Origin of the sequence: Microbacterium sp. UMB0228, assembly GCF_002871415.1 — a bacterium.
Taxonomy (GTDB): domain Bacteria; phylum Actinomycetota; class Actinomycetes; order Actinomycetales; family Microbacteriaceae; genus Microbacterium.
Window position 1 is genome coordinate 39,219 of sequence record NZ_PNFU01000009.1, and the last position, 20,957, is coordinate 60,175.

Below are 20,957 nucleotides of genomic sequence, written 5' to 3' on the forward strand. Positions count from 1 at the left end.
TCACCGACAGGGCCCTTCTGCGGAGCCTGTGTCAGGCGCCGTGCGCGGTGAGCACGGCGACCGGAGACCCGCGGAGACCGGCCGGGATCACGATGCGCGTCGAACCGCCTTCCGCGGACGTCTGGGCCGGAGTCCCGTCCGCCCACGACAGCGCAGCGCCCGCGAGTTCGGTCGGCAGCTCGAACTCGCCTGCCGCCGGGTCCAGCGCGTGCAGGTGCACCGCGTCAGTGGAGGTGGTGTAGCGGCGAGGAGCCCCCGTCCGCTCCCCCATCCGCGTCCAGGGCCGCGTGCCGTAGATCGCCGCGCCGTTCACGGCCAGCCAGCCGCCGAGCTCCTGCATCGCCTTCCGCTGCAGCGCCGGGATGGACCCGTCCGCCGCGGGGCCCACGTTGATGAGCAGGTTGCCGTTCTTCGCGACGACGTCGACGAGGAGCCGGATCAGGGCCGCCCCGGAGAGCGAGTGCCGCTCGTCCTCCGCCTGGTTGAACCCGAACGAGTAGCCGAGTCCGCGGGTCGACTCCCACGGCGCGGGGATGATGTCCGGGATGTCCGTGTATTCGCGGGTGAGGAAGCCGTGGTACGGCACGCCCCACCGGTCGTTGACGACGCCGTCCGGGACGGCGTCGAAGTAACGCCGCAGCAGTGCGGCCACCGCGTAGTCCTCCGTGCCCTTGCCGCCGTCCGGCCACTCGATGTCGTTCCAGAGCACGTCGGGCGCGAACCGCTCCACGAGCTCCTCGAGCTGCGCGGCGGCGTACCGGGAGAAGTGGGCGTCGTTGCGACGGAACCGGAACAGGTCGGTGTCCGACTCGATCGGCGGGAAGTCGCTCACGTGCCAGTCGAGCGCTCCGGAGTAGTACACGCCGAACCTGGCTCCGGCCCGCCGCGTGGCGTCGTGGAATTCAGAGATGAGGTCGCGACGAGGGCCGCGCGCGACGGCGTTGAATCCCGTCGTGGCGGTGTCCCACAGGCAGAACCCCTCGTGGTGCTTGGTCGTGGGCACGACATAGCGGGCTCCAGCCGCGACGAGCTCACCGACGAAAGCGTCGGCATCGAACGCGGCGGCATCCCATCGGTCGGCGAGGTCCTCGTACGAGGTCCCGGGTCCGTAGGTGCGCTGGTGGCGCTCCCACGTCGGGCTCCCCGGGATGCGGACCGTGTTGCCGTACCACTCCGCATACTGGTGCCACGCATAGGCGTCCTCGGTGGGGATGTTCACGCCCTCCCCGTGCTGCACGGCCCACGCCGGCACGGAGTACAGGCCCCAGTGCACGAAGAAGCCGAGCTTGGCGTCGCGGTACCAGTCCGGCACGCCGTTCGCCGGGTAGACCGGGGCCGCCGCACCGAAGTCGGGGCCGGTGCGCTTCTCGAAGTTCATCATGATGCCGTGTCCTCCTCGTCGGCGCCGAGGCGCACGACCACCGCGGTCAGGTCGGGGTCGCCGGTCGTGTCGAACGGGAACACCCCTGGACGCAGGCGATGGTGCCCGAGGCGGAGCAGGTCCTGGTCGACCCCACCCGGGGTGAGCGCGAGCGTCCATCCCGCGGCCAGCTCATACAGCTCCGGCTCCAGATAGCCGATCTTCACGACCACGACGTCGGCCGTCGTCGGCTCGAGTCCCAGCATCCGGAAGTCGGAGAGGTGGTGGAATGGCTTGCGGCGCGCGGTCACGATGGCGTGCAGCCCGCCGACCGCGATCACCACCTGGGTGCCGGCGTCCGGGTCGCCATCGGTGATCGAGAACACCGTGCCGCTGATCTCGACCGGTCCGTGAGGTCCGGCATCGACCGCGGCCCCGGCGGACAGCGTGACCGTCGCACCCACGCCCGCCGCCACGGCTTCGGCGACCGCTCGCGGATCGAAGATCGAGGCGACGAGCGTCGTGCGCGTCCCGTCAGTGAGTTCCGGCCGCTGCAGCAGGTGGGCGAGGGTCCAGGTCACATCCCCCGCTCCCCCGGCCGTCGGGTTGTCCCCGGAGTCCGAGATCACGTACGGACGCGGGGCACCGGGGGCCAGCGCCTCCTCCAGAGCGTCGTCGAGGCTTCCGGTCTTCGCGACGAAGACGAAGTCCTCCCGCGCCTCCCAGAACATCCGGGCCACGCGCTCCGCCTCCCGGGCGATGACCTCCCGGTCGTCGCCGGTGACCACGACGTAGGCCTGGCAGCGCGGCTCGTCCGCCCACGCGTAGCCGATCCACACCGAGGCGTCGACGACACCGGGCAGGGCCTCGATCCCGGGGAGCTCGGCATAGATGCTCTGCGCGGGTTCCAGCCGCGTACTCGTCTTCTCCCCCGGTAGCAGCACCGGAACGGGCACCCAGGCGGTGAAGGGCCGCCGCGCCCGCACGTCGCCGCCGTGCGGGCCGCGGAGACGGTCGAGCAGGTTCCACACCGCCCGCTCCTTCGTGTTCAGCCAATCCTCGTGCGGGGCCATGCGATAGCAGGTGAGCAGATCCACCGCGTCGCGCAGCGTCTCCGACACGTTCCCGTGCAGGTCCATCGACGTGGAGACGAGGGTGTCCGGCCCCAACGCCGCGCGCACCGCGAGGGCCAGATCACCCTCGGCATCGTCCATCCCGACGACGCTCATCGCGCCGTGGATGTCGAAGAAGAAGCCGTCGAGCGGCCCCTGCGCGCGGATCCCCTCGACGAGCGCCTCCTTCATCCGCTGATAGGTGTCCGGGTCCACGGCGCCGCCGGGCAGCGACCGGCCGTGGGTGAGCGGGACCCACTCCGCGGCCTCGGCGAGCTCACGCCCGGCATCGAGGAACGGGTAGTACGCGCGCAGCGCGTCTCCGGTCCGGATCGTGAAGGCCTCGTCCCCGGAGATGTGCGGGGAGAACGTGCTCGACTCGATGGAGATGCCGCCGATGCCGATCCGGGGCCGCGCGAGCCCGCCCTCGGCGAGCGGCGGCAGCGGACCCATCCAGATCTCGTGGGCTTCCGGGCGTGCGGTCACGGTGCTGTTCTCCTCTGCGGTCGCAGTCGTGGTCAGGAAACGGGGGCGAGGGCGCGCCGGGCGCTCTCGATGGCGCCGAGCGCGACGGCGTCGGCGCCCAGGACGGCGGGAACGATGCGCAGCGCGATGCCGGACACCGGGGCGTCGGTGCGCAGGGTCTGCTCGATAGATGGCGACAGGAGGTCCCAGGCCGCCGTGACCCCGCCGCCGACGATGGCGGTCGGCAGGTCGAGGAGCGTCGCGGCGCTCGCACAGGCGAGAGCGAGCGCACGCCCGGCGTCGTCGAACACCGCGCGGGCGTCGGCGTCGCCGGCCCTGGCGGCCTCCGCGACCTCCCTGGCATCGTTGACCGGACGCCCGGTGCGCTCCTCGAAGCGCCGGGCGATCGACGTCCCGGAGGCCAGGGTCTCCAGGTGACCGGTCTGCCCGCAGGTGCAGCCGAGGTCGCTGTAACCGGGCGTGTGCCCGATCTCCCCGGCCGCGCCGTGCGGGCCGTGGTGCAGCTCCCCGCCGATGACCAGCGCGCCGCCGACGCCCGTGCCGAGCATCACACCGAGCACATCGGGCACGCTCGGACCCGCCGCGGCGGCTTCACCGAGGAGGAAGGCGTTCACGTCGTTCTCCACCCGCACCGGGACGCCGAGGCGCTGCGCCAGCTCCGGGCCGAGCGGGAAACCCGCCCAGTCCGCGAACAGGGCGGACGCGGCGCGGATGGTGCCGCTCTCGTGGTCGATGACCCCCGCGGCGCCCACCCCCACCGCGGCGACCGTGACACCGGCCTCGGCTGCGAGCCGCGCGACGAGACCGGCCGCCGCATCCGCCATCGCCGCGCCGCCGACGCTCGCGGGCGCCGGTACGCTACCGCGTGCGAGGACGACTCCGAAGGCGTCCACGACGAGGGCCGCGATCTTCGTGCCCCCGATGTCCACCCCGGCCAGCGCCAGGTCGGCCGCGAGGCCTGTGCTGGTTCGTCGAGGGTCGTCCGTCTGCTGCCCGACGGCGCTCATCGTCCGCCCAGTCCGGCCATCGCGATGCCCTTAACCAGGTGCTTCTGCAGCACGATCACGAGCAGGGTGGTGGGGATCATCGAGATGATGGCGGCGGCCATCTGCAGGTCCCAGCGGGTGCCGGTGAGGCCGGCGAAGCTCGCCAGACCGACGGGCAGCGTGCCGTGCGCGTTGTAGTCGACGGTGACGATGAGGGGCCAGAGGTAGCTGTTCCAGAACGAGAGGAAGGTGAAGACCGCGAGCACGGCGACCGCGGACTTCGACAGCGGCAGGATGATCTGCAGGAACGACCGGACGGGACCCGCGCCGTCGACGCGGGCCGCCTCCTCCAGCTCGTAGGGGATGCCGCGGAAGAACTGCCGCATCAGGAACGTGCCGAAGGCGCCGAACGCGAAGGGCAGGATGAGCGCCTGATAGGTGTCGACCCAGTTGAACCACTGCATGACCTGGAACATCGGGATGACGAGCACCTCGGCGGGCACCATCAGCGTGGCGAGGAAGAGGACGAACACCGCGTCCCTGCCCTTCCACCGCAGGCGCCCGAACGCGTATCCGGCCGTGGTCGACACCACGAGCACGACCAGGGTGCCGCCGATCGCCACGATGAACGAGTTCATGATGTACGTCAGGAACGGTCCGTAGGCGAAGACGTCGACGAAGTTGCTCCAGCGGATCTCGGAGCCCACGAGGGTGGGCGGCATCGAGAACATCTCGGAGTTCGGCTTGAGGGCCGAGAAGAACGCGTAGACGAGCGGCGCGATGAAGATGAGCGCCGCGACGTAGATGGTGACGTGCGCGAGGATCAGCCGGGCACGGGCGCCGGGCGTTGTCGCCGCGCCGCGGGCCCGCTCGCGCTCGCGCTGACGCCGCGGGGCGGTGCCGGTGGGCCGGACGAGGGTCTCAGTGCTCATAGTGCACCCACTTCTTCTGTGCGGCGAACTGGATGCCCGTGATCGCGATGATGATCGCGAAGAGGATCCATGCGGCGGCGGCGGCGAGCCCGAGGTCGCCGAAGGTGAAGCCCTGCTCCCAGATGTACATCACGAGCGGCTTGGTGGCGTTGCCGGGGCCGCCTCCGGTGAGCATCTGCGGCTGGACGAAGACCTGGAGCGAGGTGATCATCGTCATGATCGTCGCGAAGAAGATCGACGGCGAGATCATCGGGATGATGATGCTCCAGACCCGCCGGAACCCCTGCGCACCGTCGATACTGGCGGCCTCCAGCACGCTCTCCGGGAGCTGCTCGAGGGCCGCGGAGAAGATCAGCATGTTGTAGCCGAGACCCTGCCAGACGCTCATGACGACGACCATGATCATCGCCCAGTTGGGGTCGGCGAGGAAGTTCGGCAGCTCGATGCCGAACCAGGTGACCGAGAGGCCGTTGAAGAGCCCCTGGGGCTGCAGCATCATCTTCCACACCAGGACGTTCGCGACCATCGGGGTCACGACGGGGATGAAGAAGAGGACGCGCAGGGCACCGCGGCCGCGGATGCGGGGGCCGAGTCCGAGGGCGAGCACGAGCGAGAGAGCGACGCTCAACGGCACGTACAGCAGCGTGTACACGGCCGAGTTCCGCAGCGCGGGCCAGAAGTCCGGACTGCTGGTGAACAACTTGACGTAGTTGTCCACCCCGTTGAAGGTGCGTTCGCCGAAGGTCGGCCAGTCGAACACGCTCATCACGATCGACAGCCCCACGGGCACGATCGTGAACAGGGCGAGGCCCACCAGGGCCGGGCTTGCGAAACCCAGCGCCTGGCGGCCCTCGACCTTGGCGAGCGATCCTCGACGTCTCGTCGTGATCGTCATCTCGTCGTCTTTCTCTGTTACTGCTGTGCGGGCCGGATCCGGCTCACTCGCCGAACTGCGCCTGGGCGTTCGACAGCAGCTCCTCCATCGTCATCTGGCCGTTGTAGACGCTGACGAGGTTGGGCTGGATGTAGCTGTCGAGCTTCTGCCAGTTCTTGGTCATGTAGAGCGGCACCGTGTCGCCGAACGCGGCCTCGAACACCGACTGGACCTGGTCCCGGTACTGCTCGTCGATCGACTCGAAGTACAGCGGCTGCGACGAGGTGCGGGCCGGGTAGGAGCGGCCGGACGAGGCGATGTAGTCCTGCGCATCCTCGCCGACGAGGGAGCCGAGCACCTTCAGCGCGGCCTCCGGGTTCTTGCAGTTCTCGGCGATGCCGTAGCCGGAGCCGAGGATGGGACCGGGGTTGCCGTCCACGCCGGCGGGCAGCGGCACCATGCCGGCGGCGAAGCCGGACTCGTTGTTGAGGTAGCTGACCGCGTTCCAGGTGCCGTCGACGGCCATCGCCGCGTTGCCGCCCGTGTACTGGTTCTCGCCCCAGCCGGTGTCCGACGCGGAGGCGACCGGAGCCGCGACCTTCTTCTCGGTGACCAGGCCGGCGTACCAGGACGCCGCGTCGACGAAGTCCTCGTCGTCAATGTGCAGTGTGCCGTCTTCGGAGGCGGGCTGCGTGGCGGAGTAGGCGATCGGCATCGACATCCACTGGTAGCCGCCCATGCCCATGCCGAAGCCGTACTTGCCGTCCTTCGTGGCGTCGGCCGCGATCGTGGCGAAGTCGTCGAACGTCCAGCCGATCTCCGGAGTCGCGGCGCCGGTGGCCGTCAGCATGTCCTGGTTGTAGTAGACGAGCATGGTGGCAACGTCGAACGGCACGCCGTAGACCTTGCCCTCGAAGCTGAGGATGCCGTCCGCGCTCGGGTTGAACTCCGACCAGTCGATGCCGGCGGTCTCGAGGTCCTCGTCGCTGAGCTGACGGAAGCCCGCCGTGTAGCCGCCGAGCTGCGCACCGCTCATGCCGGTGATGCAGGCCATGTTGCCGCTGGCCATGTTGGTGGTGAGCTTCGTGAAGAAGTCGCTCCACGGCGAGGTCTGCAACTTGATCTTGATGTCCGGGTTCTGCTTCTGCGCGAACTCGATCTGCGCCTCCAGTGCGTCGACGTCCGACTCGCTGCCGGCCCACATGTCCACGACGATGGTGTCGCCGTCGGCCGAGCCTCCGGATCCCCCGCTGCTCGCACAGCCGGTCATCGCCACGGCCACGCCCGCGACAGCGGCGACAGCCCCCACACGCAACTTCTTCATTGAATGCCTCCTGAGAAGGGAACGGTTATTTCGAGACTCGAACTAACCAAGTAGGATTTCGTATGAAGTTACGCTGTCATAGTTCGCAGGGTGCCGCAAGCTGAACATCCGATGTTTATCGGGTGGTGATAATTCGTCACGCCTCCGAAACATGCGACATCCCCCCGCTACGCTGACCATGCTCCGAGACGAAGGACCTTTATGACGAACCCCGCCGACACCCCCGTCGACGACCCGCACACACGGCGCATCCTCGACTTCGTCGCGCGCGGGCAGGCCCGCTCCCGCTCGGAGCTCGCCTCCGCTCTCGGCGTGGCCGCCTCCACCGTCGGCCTGCGCGTGCAGGCGCTTCTCGATGCCGGCGTGCTGGAGGAGGCCGGGGCCGGCACTTCCCGCGGCGGACGACGGCCGCGCGTGCTCCGGATCGCCGGCGACGGCATCGTGCTGTCCGCCGATCTCGGCGGGCGCCATGCCCGCATCGGCCGGCACGACCTCAGCGGCGGCCTGCTCCACTCGGAGACCATCGCGATCGACGTCGCGGACGGCCCGGAGGCGACACTGGAGAGAGTGTCGGAGGTGTTCGAGCGCCTGCTCGCCGAGACGCGAGTCCACGCGATCGGGGTGAGCCTGCCCGGTCCCGTCGACGTCGAGACCGGCGCCGTGGATCAGCCCTCGCGGATGCCGGGGTGGCCCGGATTCCGCGTCGGCGAGCACCTCTCGGCACGCCACGGCGTTTCCGTCTTCGTCGACAACGACGCCAACCTCGCCGCCCTCGGCGAGCACCGTCGCCAGCTCGGGCACACCCAGCACAGCATCACCGTCAAGGCGGGCACCGCGATCGGCAGCGGGATGATCGTGGACGGCCACATCCACCGCGGGGCCACCGCTGCGGCCGGCGACATCACGCACACGCGGATCGACGGCAGCGGGGACATCCCCTGCTCCTGTGGCAACACCGGCTGCCTGGAGACGGTGGCCAGCGGCGCGAGCCTCGTCCGCCAGATGCGCGAGCGCGGCAACACCGACGTCCGCACCACGGCCGACGTGCTGACACTGGCACGGGACGCGGACCCGCTGGCGACGACGCTCGTCCGCACCGCCGGGACCCACCTGGGCCAGGCGCTCTCCGGGGTCGTGAACTTCTTCAACCCGCACGCCCTCTTCCTGACCGGGAGCATGAGCGCCTCCGAGCCGTTCATCGCCGCGGTGCGCAGCCGGGTCTACGAGGCCTGCCACCCGCTCGCGACCCAGCGCCTGCGGATCGAGGCCGCAGCCACCGGAGCGGACGCGATCCTGCACGGCGCCGCCCGCCTCGCGCTCGAGGGCATGGAGATCCCGGTGGCGACGGCCTGAGCCGCCGCCACCGACGGCCTCACTCCCCCGTCAGGCGCAGCTCGATGACCGGCATCAGCACGTCGGGACGCCGCACCGGGAGATGCACCGTGAGCGTCCCCGCGGCCTCGCCTGCCGGCGTCATCAGGTCGGCCTGCTGGTCCGGGTCGCTGACGCTCGTACGCAGCCAGGACCCGTCGTTCAGCAGGCGCGCATACGAGACCTTGCCCGCAAGGCCGGGCAGATGCACGAAGCCCAGCGGCCAGCTGAACAGGCTCAGGTAGAGCCGGTCGCCGCGAAGCGTGTACACGCCCTCTCGGGGCGGCGTGAACGGCGCGTGACCGGCGCCGATCACGGCGCGGTCGTGGAGGCGCATCCACTCCCCGATCTCGGCGAGGGTCGCCGCGTCCCGGGGCGCGATCGCCCCGCGCCCGTCCGGGCCGATGTTGAGCAGCATGTTGCCGCCCATCGACACCGAGTCGACGAGCATCTGCACGAGCAGCACCGGCGACTTCTGGTCGGTGTTGTCCCGGTGATAGCCCCACGAGCCGTTGAGCGTCTGGCACGCCTCCCACACGAGCGGGACGCCGTCGCGGACGATCGGAGCCGTCGGCTGATACTGCTCGGGCGTCACGAAGTCCGCGGGGATGCCGAGCCGGTCATTGACGAGCATCTCCGGCTGCAGCTCGCGGCACAGCGCGAGCAGCGCCTCGGCGTCCCAGTCCTGCGGCCCCTTCCCCTCCCAGCCGTCCTTGGACTCGGGATAGGTGAAGTCGAAGAACAGGTAGTCGATGTCGCCGTACTCGGTGAGCAGCTCGCGGACCTGACCGTGCAGGTACTCCCGGTAGCGGGCCATGTCGCGCCCCTCGTTCAGGGCGTGCGCGTTCTCGTCGTCGCGTCGGGGGTGGTTCCAGTCCACCGTGAAGTCGGGGTGATGCCAGTCGATGACCGAGTGGTAGAGGCCGACGCGGATGCCCTCGGCACGAAGGGCGTCGACGTACTCGCGCACGAGGTCCCGCCCGACCGCCGTGACGGAGGTGAAGTCGGTCAGCTTCGAGTCCCAGAGGCAGAAGCCGTCGTGGTGCTTCGTCGTGAGCACGACGTAGCCCATCCCCGTCTCCTTGGCGGTCTTCGCCAGGGCCGCGGCATCGAAGAGGTCGGGATCGAAGTTGTCGAAGTAGGGGCGGTACTCCTCGTCGGTGAGGCGTTCGTAGTTCTGCACCCACTCGTGCCGCGCGGCCCCGCTGTAGAGGCCGAAGTGGACGAACATGCCGAAGCGGGCGTCATCAAACCATTCCTGTCGCATGCGTCCATCCTGGCACAGACATCCGATGTCTGCGCCGCGGAATGCCGTACGGAACGCCGAACGGGCGCCCCCGGAGGGACGCCCGTTCGTTCGCGAGTCGAATCAGCGCGCGGCGCTGCCGTCGACGTAGTCCTCGTCCTGCTGCTTCCAGGCGAAGAGCGAACGCAGCTCCTTGCCGGTCGCCTCGATGGGGTGCTGCTCCTCCTTGGCGCGGAGGGCGAGGAACTCCTCGGCCCCGTTGTCCTGGTCCTCGATGAAGCGCTTCGCGAACGCGCCGGACTGGATGTCGGACAGGACGCCCTTCATGCTCTCCTTGACGCGCTCGTCGATCACGCGCGGGCCGGAGACGTAGTCGCCGAACTCGGCGGTGTCGGAGATCGACCAGCGCTGCTTGGCGATGCCGCCCTCCCACATGAGGTCGACGATGAGCTTGAGCTCGTGCAGCACCTCGAAGTAGGCGATCTGCGGCTGGTAGCCCGCCTCGACGAGGGTCTCGAAGCCGGCCTGCACCAGGTGGCTCATGCCACCGCAGAGCACGGCCTGCTCGCCGAAGAGGTCGGTCTCGGTCTCCTCGGTGAAGGTCGTCTTGATGACGCCGGCGCGGGTGCCGCCGATCGCCTTCGCGTACGAGAGCGCGAGGTCCCAGGCCTGGCCGGACGCGTCGCGCTCGACGGCGATGATGTCCGGGATGCCACGGCCGGCGACGAACTCGCGACGCACGGTGTGACCGGGAGCCTTCGGCGCGACGAGGATCACGTCGACGCCCTCGGGAGCGTCGATGTAGCCGAAGCGGATGTTGAAGCCGTGCGCGAAGGCCAGGGTCTTGCCCGCCGTCAGGTTCGGGGCGATGGACTCGCTGTAGATCGTGCGCTGGTGCTGGTCCGGCGCGAGGATCATGATGACGTCGGCCCACTCGGTCGCCTCGGCCACGGTCTTCACGGGGAAGCCGGCCTCCTCGGCCTTCGCGGCGGACTTCGAGCCCTCCTTGAGGGCGATCGCGACCTCGACACCCGAGTCGCGCAGGTTCTGGGCGTGGGCGTGGCCCTGCGAGCCGTAGCCGACGATGGCGACCTTCTTGCCCTGGATCAGGGACAGGTCGGCGTCGTCGTCGTAGAAGATCTCGGTGCTCACTGGTTTCTCTCCTTGGTTGTGGTTGTGCGGGACGCGCGGTCCCTGAGTCTGTCGAAGGGTCAGCCGCGCAGGACGCGCTCGGTGATGCTCTTGCCGCCGCGGCCGATCGCGAGGAGGCCGGACTGGGCGATCTCCTTGATGCCGAAGGGCTCCAGAGCGCGCAGCAGCGCCTCGACCTTGCCCTTGTCCCCGGTGACCTCGATGACGAGGGCGTCGGCGGCGTAGTCGACGACCGAGGCGCGGAAGAGGTTGACGACCTCGATCACGTTCGAACGGCTGGCGTTGTCCGTGCGCACCTTCACGAGCATGTGCTCGCGCTGCACGGACGACGCCGGGTCGAGCTCGACGATCTTGATGACGTTGATCAGCTTGTTGAGCTGCTTGGTCACCTGCTCGAGCGGGAGCTCCTCCACGTCGACGACGACCGTGATGCGGGAGATCCCCGGCACCTCGGTCACGCCGACGGCGAGGGAGTCGATGTTGAAGCCCCGGCGCGCGAACAGGCCGGCGACGCGGGTCAGGAGGCCGGGGGTGTTCTCCACCAGCAGGCTCAGGACGTGGGTCGACATGGCTCAGTCCTCCTCGTCGAACGCGGGCGCGTGGTCGCGCGCGTACTGGACATAGCTGTTGCTGACCCCCTGCGGCACCATCGGCCACACCATGGAGTCGGCGCTCACGACGAAGTCGATCACCACGGGGCGGTCGTTCGTCTCCAGCGCGAGCTGGATGGCGGCGTCGACCTCCTCCTCCTTCTCCACGCGGATCGCGAGGCAGCCGTACGCCTCCGCGAGCTTCACGAAGTCGGGGATGCGGATCGTGCCGTGCCCGGTGTTCAAGTCGGTGTTGGAATGACGGCCGTCGTAGAAGAGCGTCTGCCACTGCCGGACCATGCCCAGCGACGAGTTGTTGATGATCGCGACCTTGATCGGGATGTTGTTGATCGCGCAGGTGGCGAGCTCCTGATTGGTCATCTGGAAGCAGCCGTCTCCGTCGATCGCCCAGACCTGGCGCTCCGGCTCCGCGACCTTGGCACCCATGGCCGCCGGCACCGAGTAGCCCATCGTGCCCGCCCCGCCGGAGTTCAGCCAGGCGTTCGGACGCTCGTACTTGATGAACTGCGCGGCCCACATCTGGTGCTGTCCCACACCGGAGGCGAAGATGCCCTCCGGACCGGTGAGCTCGCCGATGCGCTGGATCACGTACTGCGGGGCGAGCAGACCGTCGGTCGTCGGCGCGTACCCGAGCGGGAACTCGTTGCGGAGCCCGTCGAGGTACGACCACCACTCCTCGATGTCGGGCTTCGCGTCGGCCGTCGCTCCGCGGAAGGCGGCGTCGAGGTCGGTGAGCACGTCGCGCACGTCGCCCACGATCGGCACGTCGGCCGTGCGGATCTTGGAGATCTCCGCCGGATCGATGTCGACGTGCACGACCTTCGCGTGCGGCGCGAACAGCGCGGCCTTGCCGGTGACTCGGTCGTCGAACCGGGCGCCGAGCGAGACGAGGAGGTCGGCCTCCTGCAGCGCGAGCACGGCGGGAACGGTGCCGTGCATGCCGGGCATGCCCAGGTGCTGCGGGTGCGAGTCCGGGAACGCGCCGCGCGCCATCAGCGTCGTCACGACGGGCGCACCGGTCGACTCGGCGAGCTCGAGCAGCTCGGCCGCGGCCCGGCCGCGGACGACGCCTCCGCCCACGTACAGCACCGGCTTCTTCGCCTCCGCGAGGAGGGCGGCGGCCGCCTGGATCTGCTTGCCGTGCGCCTTGGTCACCGGTCGGTACCCGGGGAGGTCGATCTTCGGCGGCCACACGAACGGGGCCGTCGCCTGCTGCGCATCCTTGGTGATGTCCACGAGCACCGGACCGGGGCGCCCGGTGCCGGCGATCTCGTAGGCCGCGGCGATGGCGCCGGGGATGTCCGCGGCGTCCTTCACGAGGAACGAGTGCTTCGTGATCGGCATCGTGATCCCCACGATGTCGGCCTCCTGGAACGCATCCGTGCCCATCAGCGTCGAGAACACCTGACCGGTGATCGCCAGCAGCGGCACCGAGTCCATGTAGGCGTCGGCGATCGCCGTGACGAGGTTGGTCGCTCCGGGACCGGAGGTGGCGATGCACACGCCGACCTTGCCGGATGCGGACGCGTAGCCTTCGGCCGCGTGGCCGGCGCCCTGCTCGTGCCGCACGAGGATGTGGCGCAGCTGCGAGGCGTCCATGAGCGGGTCGTAGACCGGGAGGATCGCGCCGCCGGGAAGGCCGAAGACGTCCGTGACGCCGAGCAGCTCGAGCGAGCGGACGACGGCCTCCGCACCGGTGATCTCCGGAGCGGATGGGCGGGCGGGCGGCCTCGGCACGGCCGAGACGGAGTCAGCAGTCATGACATTCCTTCTGATGAACTGTGCGGGACACCGGCGCTCCGATCGAGCGGTTGCTGAGCCGGTCGATGGATCAGCCGGTCGTCGCGCCCTCGGCGGCGGACCGCACGAGGCGCGAGTACTTGGCAAGAACGCCTCGGGTGTAGCGCGGGGGAAGCGGCTCCCAGCCAGAGCGGCGGGAGGCGAGCTCTGCCTCGTCGACGAGTAGATCGAGAGAGCGAGCTGCGATATCGACCCGTATCAGATCACCATCGCGCACGAAGGCGATAGGACCTGCGTCCACCGCTTCGGGTGCTATGTGGCCGATGCACAGGCCGGTTGTGCCGCCTGAGAATCGTCCGTCCGTCAAGAGTAGTACATCTTTTCCGAGCCCCGCGCCCTTGATGGCCGCGGTGATGGCGAGCATCTCGCGCATGCCCGGTCCGCCCTTGGGGCCCTCGTACCGGATGACGATGACCGTCCCCGGCTCGATGCTGCCCTCGGCGACCGCGTCCATGGCGGCGCGCTCCCGCTCGAAGACCCGCGCGGGACCCTCGAAGACGGCAGCGTCGAAGCCGGCGGTCTTGACGACGGCACCCTCCGGCGCGAGCGATCCGTGCAGGATCGTGAGTCCGCCGGTGGCGTGGATGGGGTTGTCGAACGTGTGGATGACCTCGCCGTCGATCGGCTGCGGGTCGAGCTCGGCGAGGTTCTCGGCGAGCGTCTTGCCGGTGACGGTGAGCGCGTCGCCGTGCAGCAGACCTTCGTCGAGCATCGCCTTCATGATCACGGGGATGCCGCCGTGCCGGTCGACGTCGTTCATGACGTACTTGCCGAACGGCTTCATGTCGGCCACGTGCGGGACCTTGTCGCCGATGCGGTTGAAGTCGTGCAGGCTCAGCTCGACCTCGGCCTCGCGGGCGATGGCGAGGAGGTGGAGGACGACGTTGGTCGAGCCGCCGAGGGCCATCGCGAGGGCGATCGCGTTCTCGAACGCCTCCTTGGTGAGGATGTCGCGCGTCGTGATCCCCTGGCGGAGCAGGTTCACGACCGCCTCGCCCGACCGGTGCGCGAAGTAGTCGCGACGACGGTCGGCCGCGGGCGGCGCGGCGGAGCCAGGGAGGCTGAGCCCGAGCGCCTCGGCGACGGAGGCCATGGTGTTGGCCGTGTACATGCCGCCGCACGCGCCCTCACCGGGGGCGATGGCGCACTCGATGCGCTTGAGGTCCTCCTCGCTCATGAGGCCGGCCCGGCAGGCGCCGACCGCCTCGAACGAGTCGATGATCGTGACGTCCTTCTCGGTGCCGTCGGAGAGCTTGACCCAGCCCGGCGCGATCGACCCGGCGTAGAGGAAGACGCTCGACAGGTCGAGGCGCGCGCTGGCCATGAGCATGCCGGGGATGGACTTGTCGCAGCCGGCGAGGAGGACGGAGCCGTCGAGGCGCTCGGCCATCATCACGGTCTCGACCGAGTCGGCGATGACCTCGCGGGAGACGAGCGAGAAGTGCATCCCCTCGTGGCCCATCGAGATGCCGTCCGAGACCGAGATCGTGCCGAACTGCAGCGGGTAGCCGCCGCCGGAGTGCACGCCCTCCTTCGCTCCCTGCGCGAGCCGGTCGAGACTCAGGTTGCAGGGCGTGATCTCGTTCCAGCTGGACGCGATGCCGATCTGCGGCTTGTCCCAGTCGGCATCCCCCATGCCGACGGCACGGAGCATGCCGCGGGAGGTCGTGGCCTCGATGCCGTCGGTGACGACGCGACTGCGGGGCTTGATGTCGATGGGCGCGCTGGTGGAGGGATCATGCGAGGACATGACGAGAGTCTATTCCTGCGCGACGGCCCTCTCGTTCGCGAGCGTCTCCAGAAGCGCGGCGATCTGTTGTGGGGAGTCCACACGGAGGGTCGCGGCGCTCTCCCCCGGCCCGACGCGCACGCCGAGGTCGCCCTCCTGCAGCACGCGCATCGCGTCCTCGTCGGTCACGTCGTCGCCGGCGAAGAGGATGCCCGTCGCGTCGAAGCGCTCCCGGAGGGCGATCATCGCGGCGTCCTTGCCCTCGTTCCGCGACGAGAACTCGAGGACCCGGTGACCGGCGCGCCGCCGCCAGTGCGGGAAGCGCTCGGCGACGAGGGCGTCGATCTCGGCGAAGACCTTCTCCTCGGTGTCCCGGTCCGCGCGCCGGGTGTGCACGCCCATGCCGAAGGTCTTGGGCTCCAGCTCCGCTCCCTCGTAGCGGTCGATGATCGGTTGCGCGGCCGCCCACAGCTCCTCGCGCGCCCCGGCCTCGGTCACATCGCCCGGCGCGTCAGCGGCGCCTTCGCCCGGGAACCAGTACTGCGCGCCGTGCGATCCGGCGAGCACCACGACGGAGTCGTCGGTGTGCTCGGTGATCTCCCGGAGGTCGTGCATGCTGCGCCCCGAGACGTAGGCGACGACCGTGTCCGGCATCGCGGCCAGGCGCGTCATCTGCGCGGCCACCTCGGGCAGCGCCCGTGCAGCCATGGGGTCCACGACGAGCGGGGAGGCGGTGCCGTCGAAGTCGAGGGCGACCACCAGGCGCGGCGTCGTCGCGAGGGCGGTGAGGTCGGCGTCGGCGGTTCCGGGGATCCAGGGGCGCGTCACGGTGTCTCCGATCGAGAGGAAGAAGGGGGGTGCAGGGGGGCGGTCAGCGGCGACGGGCGTCCGCCAGGGCCTCGAGGAAGGACGACGACCAGGCGTTCACGTCGTTGTCCAGCACCCGTCGGCGCAGGGACCGCATACGGCGCCCCTGCTCAGCGGGCGACATCTCCACCGCCTCCATGATCGCGTCCTTGAGTCCCGCGATGTCGTGCGGGTTGACGCGTACGGCCTGACGGAGCTCGTCCGCCGCGCCGGTGAACTCACTGAGCACCAGCACGCCGCGGTTGTCGGTCCGCGTGGCGACGTACTCCTTCGCGACGAGGTTCATGCCGTCGCGTAGCGCCGTCACGAGCATGACGTCCGCCGCGAGGTACAGGGCGACCATCTCCTCGCGCGGGTACCCCTGATGCAGGTAGCGGATGGCGGAGTGGCCGACCGTGTCGTGGTCGCCGTTGATGCGGGCCACCGCGAGCTCGATCTCGTCCCGGAGGTGCGCGTAGGCGTCCACCCGCTCCCGGCTCGGGCTCGCCACCTGGATGAGCGTGACGTCCTCCACATCGAGGCGGCCGTCTTCGAGGAGCTCGCCGTAGGCCTTGATCCGGTGCCCGATGCCCTTGGTGTAGTCCAGGCGGTCGACGCCGAGGAGGATGCGCTTGGGGTTGCCGAGGCTCGCGCGGATCTCCGCGGCCCGCGCCCGGACGTCCTCCCGTGCGGCGAGTTCGAGGTACGGGGCGGTGTCGATGGAGATCGGGAACGCCTTGGCGATCGCCGTCCGTGAGCCGCCCTGCTCCGGGACCGTGATGTTCGGCCCCTTCACCTCGTAGCGCAACCGGCGCCGCACCGCGGTGAGGAAGTAGGTCGCGTCCTGCGCCCGCTGGAAGCCGATGACGTCGGCGCCGAGCAGTCCACGGAGGACCTGGTCGCGCCACGGAAGCTGGGCGTACAGGCCGTGCGCGGGGAACGGGATGTGGTGGAAGTAGCCGATCGTGACGTCGGGGCGCAGCTCGCGGACCATCTGGGGCACCAGCTGGAGCTGGTAGTCGTGGACCCAGACGGTGCCGTCCTCAGCGGCGGCGGCCGCGGCGGCCTCGGCGAACCGGCGGTTGACCCGCACATACGCCTCCCACCACTCACGGTGGTACTGCGGCGGGGCGATGACGTCGTGGTAGAGCGGCCAGATCGTGTCGTTCGCGAAGCCCTCGTAGTAGTCCGCGACCTCCTCGGAGCTCAGCGTCACCGGGATGAGATGGATCCCGTCGGCGTCGAAGGGCTCGAGCTCCACGTCCGGCTGACCGGGCCAGCCGACCCAGGCGCCGTGCACGCGGCGCATCATCGGCTCGAGGGCGGCGACGAGGCCGCCGGGCGACGTCCGCCAGGTCTCCTCGCCGTCGGGCCCCACGACCCGGTCCACCGGGAGGCGGTTGGCGACGACGACGAAATCAGCAGCGGTCACAGGGGCACTCCTCGGTCCAGGAGCTTCCAACCTACCGAGGATGAGCGCCGACCGCTGGTCCTCGGTCAGGCCTTGACAGCGGACGTTCCGCGGTGCAGACCGCTGAGGGCCCAGTTGCCGAGACCCGCCGCGAACGCGATGCCGGCCGCGATCATCGGAAGCACGAGGGCGGCCGACGTGCCGAGGCTCTCCGCGATCTCCCCCGCCACCGCGGCGCCGATCGACTGGCCGACGATCACGCCGGAGCCGAGCATCGTCATCACCGTCGCCGACCGGCCACGGGGGCTCCGCGCCGCTCCGAAGCTGTACTGGGTGACAAGGGTCGGACCGATGCCGATGCCCATGATGGCCAGGGCGAGCATCATCCCCGCCGGCGAGTCGACGATGCCGAGCAGCAGTGAGCCGGCGAGGAGGACTCCGGAGAAGACGAGCCATCGCGCCCGGAGCGAGAACCGCGCGGGGAGCCACGCGACACCCAGGGCCAGCAGCGCGGAGCCGACGCCCATCACGCCGTACAGCAGGCCCGCCTGCTCCGGGGCACCGAGGTCGGCCATGAACGACGTGAGCGAGGTGAGCATGGTGCCGAAGAAGATGCCGACGCCGAGGATGCCGAGGACGACGATGAGGAGCTGCGGCCGGAACAGCTCGGACACGGCGGAGGGCGCCCGACCGTCCTCGGTGCGGTCCTGCGAGACATGCCGCCCGCTCGGGTGCAGCGCGAAGGCCCCGACGAACACCAGGGTCAGCACGGCGGCGCCGACCAGCGGGGCCCAGGGCGCGAGTGCCGAGGCGAGGACGCCCACGAGGAAAGGACCGAACACGAAGACGGTCTCGTCGGCGGCCGACTCGTACGCCATCGTGCCGGAGACCGTGCGGGCGCGGCGCTCCGCCGGCATCCGTTCGCCGATGATCGTGACCAGACGGGAGCGCGAGAGCGGCGCGACCTGCGGGGCCGTCGCACCGATGCCGATCGCGGTGAGAAGCACGAAGCCGTCGGCGGCCGGACCGTAGACCACCGCGGTGAAGAGCAGGAGCATCGCCGCGTTGCCCACGGTGAGCGCGAGGAGGACTGTGCGCTGGCCGAAGCGGTCGGCGGCGGCGCCCAGGATCGGGCCGAAGCAGGCGGTGCCGAGACCGACCGCAGCGGACGTGAGCCCGCCGAGCGACAGGGATTCCCGCGCCGACACGACGACGGTCAGCACACCGACCACCATCATGGCGAAGGGCAGACGCGCGATGAACGCGATGAGGAAGTAGGGCAGGCCGGCGAGGCGGAAGAGGCTCGGCTCGGCGATATCGGGCGTGGTGCTGGCGTGTGTCATGGCTCTCGCGCGTCGACGACGCGATGTCGGGTGCCGCCGCTGTCCGCCGGAGATGCCGACGGCCGGTAGATACACGGTTTCTGCGGCCGCGGGCGAACCGCGACCCTCCCATGATATCCGGTGCCTCGGGACGCACGCCCTGCCAGTCGCTCCCCCGCCTTGTCAAGCCACCGGCCCGCGTGCGCTCCCTGCGGGTACCGTAGGGGCATGCGCTACCTCTTCAGCACCGGACTCGTCGCCGCGATCTCGGCTGGGATCTCGCTGCTGCGCGGCACCCGCAACGAACCCATCACCTGGCGCTCGCTCCTGTCGTGGGTGAGCTGGGGCATCACGATGGCGCTCGCGGTCGGCGCGGTTGTCGACATGCGCCGCGAACGCCACGGCGTGCCGGTGGACGCGGACTCCCCGCAGTCGGTGAAGAAGTCCAAGAAGGCGCAGCGTCTGCAGTTCCGTTCGCAGAAGGCCCTCGCCGACGCGCAGGGGCACGCCCAGGACAAGCGGTCCTGACGCGCCCCCGCGCCTCCCGCGTCACCGGGTGAGGATGAGCGCCTCGCCCTGACCGCCGCCGCCGCACAGGCCGACCGCCGCGGTTCCGCCTCCCCGGCGGGCCAGCTCGTGCGCGACGTGCACCACGAGACGGTTGCCGGAGGCACCGATCGGATGACCGATCGCGATGCCGCCGCCGTGCACGTTGACGATCTCATCGTCCAGCCCGAGCTCCGTCTGCGAGCGGGCCACGACGGCCCCGAACGCCTCGTTGATCTCCACGAGGTCGAGGTCCTGCGGCGTGATGCCCTGTTTCCGGCATGCCTGCTCGATCGCCCGCGCCGGCTGCGCCTGGAGCGAGTTGTCCGGGCCGGCGGTCTGGCCGCTCGCCCCGACGGTCACGAGCACCGGCCAGCCCTTGGCCTCGGCCGTCCCGCGCGTCGTGACGACGACGGCGGAGGCGCCGTCCGAGATCTGGGACGAGTTGCCCGCCGTGATCGAGCCGCCCTCGGCGAAGGCAGCTCGCAGTCCCGCGAGGGTCTCCACCGTGGTCTCGGGGCGCACCCCCTCGTCTCGGGTCACCCGCACGGGTTCGCCCCGGCGCTGCGGCACCTCGACGGCGACGATCTCCGCGTCGAGCACACCGCTCTCCTGCGCGGCGGCGGCCCGCTGATGCGAGAGCGCGGCGACCTGGTCCTGGGCCTCCCGGGTGAGTTCGTAGCGCGCGTTGTGCCGTTCCGTGGACGCACCCATGCTCTCCCGGTCGTAGGCGTCCGTCAGCCCGTCGTAGGCCATGTGGTCGAGGACCTCGACGGTGCCGTAGGTCCAGCCATCGCGCGATCCCATGAGCAGGTGCGGTGCGCGGGTCATGGACTCCATGCCGGCGGCGACGACGACCGCGGCGTCCCCGGTCCGGATCATGCGCGCCGCGTCGATCACGGCCGTGAGCCCGGACAGGCACACCTTGTTCACGGAGTGGGCGGGGACGTCCCAGCCGATCCCGGCGCCGATGCTGGCCTGACGGGCGGCGTTCTGTCCCGACCCCGCGGCGAGCACCTGCCCCACGATGACCGCATCGACGTCTGCGGGGTCCACCCCGCCCTGCTCCAGCGCACCTCGGATCGCGAACGATCCGAGCTGCGGCGCCGTGAACGCGGCGAGCTGTCCTTTCAGCCGCCCCTGCGGGGTGCGCGCCGCGGCGACGATGACGACGTCGTTCTCACTCATTGATCTCGGTCCTTCCGTTGTCCAGTTCCGGGGCGAGGCGGAGAGGGGGCTCCGTGGCCTGCCGCACCTGCTCCACCGAGACGTCGGGCGCGAGCTCGACCAGGACGAGCCCGTCCGGCGTCACGTCGATCACCGCGAGGTCCGTGATGATCCGGTCCACGACGCCGCGTCCGGTCAACGGCAGCGTGCAGACGTCGACGATCTTCGCCGAGCCGTCCTTGGCGACGTGCTCCATCAGCACGATCACCCGTCCGGCGCCGTGCACGAGGTCCATCGCGCCCCCGGGGCCCTTGACCATCTTGCCGGGGATCATCCAGTTCGCGAGATCGCCCGTGGCGGAGACCTGCATCGCCCCGAGGATCGCGGCATCGATCTTCCCGCCGCGGATCATGCCGAAGCTGAGGGCGGAGTCGAAGAACGCCGCCCCGGGCAGCGTGGTCACCGTCTCCTTCCCCGCGTTGATGAGATCCGGGTCGACCTCGTCCTCCCGCGGATAGGGCCCGACCCCGAGGATGCCGTTCTCCGACTGCAGCACCACGGTCACGTCGGACGGGACGTGGTTCGGCACGAGCGTGGGCAGGCCGATGCCGAGGTTCACATACGCGCCGTCCGGCAGCTCGGCCGCCGCACGCGCGGCCATCTGGTCTCTCGTGAGCGCCAT

The 20,957-nt window shown here is 70.1% G+C and carries 18 protein-coding genes; 2 read left to right on the forward strand and 16 right to left on the reverse strand.

What is annotated here, in order from left to right; all coding sequences use genetic code 11:
* Nucleotides 1-31: 31 nt before the first annotated feature.
* The 6 genes from CJ226_RS16405 to CJ226_RS16430 form a co-directional block, all read right to left on the reverse strand.
* Nucleotides 32-1,381: an alpha-L-fucosidase gene (locus CJ226_RS16405; RefSeq protein ID WP_102209848.1), complete on the reverse strand. Its 1,350-nt coding sequence runs from the start codon at nucleotides 1,379-1,381 to the stop codon at nucleotides 32-34.
* Nucleotides 1,378-2,925: a M81 family metallopeptidase gene (locus CJ226_RS16410; protein ID WP_308409691.1), complete on the reverse strand. Its 1,548-nt coding sequence runs from the start codon at nucleotides 2,923-2,925 to the stop codon at nucleotides 1,378-1,380. Before CJ226_RS16410 ends, CJ226_RS16405 begins: the two co-directional genes overlap by 4 nt.
* Nucleotides 2,926-2,990: 65 nt before the next feature.
* A complete protein-coding gene (locus CJ226_RS16415; RefSeq protein ID WP_102209850.1) occupies nucleotides 2,991-3,965 on the reverse strand; it encodes an ROK family protein in 975 nt (324 codons plus the stop codon).
* A complete protein-coding gene (locus CJ226_RS16420; RefSeq protein ID WP_025103274.1) occupies nucleotides 3,962-4,876 on the reverse strand; it encodes a carbohydrate ABC transporter permease in 915 nt (304 codons plus the stop codon). The genes CJ226_RS16415 and CJ226_RS16420 overlap by 4 nt, the downstream gene beginning before the upstream one ends.
* A complete protein-coding gene (locus CJ226_RS16425; RefSeq protein WP_025103273.1) occupies nucleotides 4,866-5,771 on the reverse strand; it encodes a carbohydrate ABC transporter permease in 906 nt (301 codons plus the stop codon). The genes CJ226_RS16420 and CJ226_RS16425 overlap by 11 nt, the downstream gene beginning before the upstream one ends.
* A 43-nt stretch (nucleotides 5,772-5,814) precedes the next feature.
* Nucleotides 5,815-7,074, reverse strand: a complete 1,260-nt coding sequence (locus CJ226_RS16430) for an ABC transporter substrate-binding protein (RefSeq protein ID WP_025103272.1) — start codon at nucleotides 7,072-7,074, stop codon at nucleotides 5,815-5,817.
* Between the two features lie 201 nt (nucleotides 7,075-7,275).
* Here CJ226_RS16430 and CJ226_RS16435 point away from each other — a divergent pair, with 201 nt between their 5' ends.
* Nucleotides 7,276-8,427 (forward strand): ROK family transcriptional regulator, encoded by a 1,152-nt coding sequence (locus CJ226_RS16435; protein WP_102209851.1) that lies wholly within the window; start codon nucleotides 7,276-7,278, stop codon nucleotides 8,425-8,427.
* A gap of 19 nt (nucleotides 8,428-8,446) precedes the next feature.
* On the opposite strand, the gene CJ226_RS16440 is transcribed toward CJ226_RS16435, so the two are convergent.
* The 8 genes from CJ226_RS16440 to CJ226_RS16475 form a co-directional block, all read right to left on the reverse strand.
* Nucleotides 8,447-9,712 carry an alpha-L-fucosidase gene (locus CJ226_RS16440; RefSeq protein WP_102209852.1) on the reverse strand — a complete coding sequence of 422 codons (1,266 nt, stop codon included), beginning with the start codon at nucleotides 9,710-9,712 and terminating at the stop codon, nucleotides 8,447-8,449.
* A 102-nt stretch (nucleotides 9,713-9,814) separates the two neighbouring features.
* A complete protein-coding gene (gene ilvC, locus CJ226_RS16445; RefSeq protein WP_025103269.1) occupies nucleotides 9,815-10,843 on the reverse strand; it encodes a ketol-acid reductoisomerase in 1,029 nt (342 codons plus the stop codon).
* Nucleotides 10,844-10,902: 59 nt separating this feature from the next.
* Nucleotides 10,903-11,412, reverse strand: coding sequence for an acetolactate synthase small subunit (gene ilvN, locus CJ226_RS16450; protein WP_025103268.1), 510 nt, complete (start codon nucleotides 11,410-11,412; stop codon nucleotides 10,903-10,905).
* A gap of 3 nt (nucleotides 11,413-11,415) precedes the next feature.
* Nucleotides 11,416-13,215, reverse strand: a complete 1,800-nt coding sequence (locus CJ226_RS16455; protein ID WP_025103267.1) for an acetolactate synthase large subunit — start codon at nucleotides 13,213-13,215, stop codon at nucleotides 11,416-11,418.
* A gap of 70 nt (nucleotides 13,216-13,285) precedes the next feature.
* Nucleotides 13,286-15,004 (reverse strand): dihydroxy-acid dehydratase, encoded by a 1,719-nt coding sequence (gene ilvD, locus CJ226_RS16460; RefSeq protein ID WP_071328457.1) that lies wholly within the window; start codon nucleotides 15,002-15,004, stop codon nucleotides 13,286-13,288.
* 9 nt (nucleotides 15,005-15,013) lie between these two features.
* A complete protein-coding gene (gene otsB, locus CJ226_RS16465; RefSeq protein WP_102209853.1) occupies nucleotides 15,014-15,811 on the reverse strand; it encodes a trehalose-phosphatase in 798 nt (265 codons plus the stop codon).
* 43 nt (nucleotides 15,812-15,854) lie between these two features.
* Complete coding sequence (locus CJ226_RS16470) at nucleotides 15,855-17,261, reverse strand: trehalose-6-phosphate synthase (protein ID WP_102209854.1); 1,407 nt, start codon at nucleotides 17,259-17,261, stop codon at nucleotides 15,855-15,857.
* A gap of 65 nt (nucleotides 17,262-17,326) precedes the next feature.
* Nucleotides 17,327-18,583, reverse strand: coding sequence for an MFS transporter (locus tag CJ226_RS16475; protein ID WP_102209855.1), 1,257 nt, complete (start codon nucleotides 18,581-18,583; stop codon nucleotides 17,327-17,329).
* A 207-nt stretch (nucleotides 18,584-18,790) separates the two neighbouring features.
* Between CJ226_RS16475 and CJ226_RS16480 the strand changes: the two genes are divergently transcribed.
* Complete coding sequence (locus CJ226_RS16480; RefSeq protein WP_025103262.1) at nucleotides 18,791-19,090, forward strand: hypothetical protein; 300 nt, start codon at nucleotides 18,791-18,793, stop codon at nucleotides 19,088-19,090.
* A gap of 21 nt (nucleotides 19,091-19,111) precedes the next feature.
* Here CJ226_RS16480 and CJ226_RS16485 read toward each other — a convergent pair whose 3' ends face one another.
* Both CJ226_RS16485 and CJ226_RS16490 read right to left on the reverse strand, forming a co-directional pair.
* Nucleotides 19,112-20,296 carry an acetyl-CoA C-acetyltransferase gene (locus CJ226_RS16485; protein WP_102209856.1) on the reverse strand — a complete coding sequence of 395 codons (1,185 nt, stop codon included), beginning with the start codon at nucleotides 20,294-20,296 and terminating at the stop codon, nucleotides 19,112-19,114.
* Nucleotides 20,289-20,957, reverse strand: coding sequence for a CoA transferase subunit B (locus tag CJ226_RS16490; protein WP_180964636.1), 669 nt, complete (start codon nucleotides 20,955-20,957; stop codon nucleotides 20,289-20,291). The genes CJ226_RS16485 and CJ226_RS16490 overlap by 8 nt, the downstream gene beginning before the upstream one ends.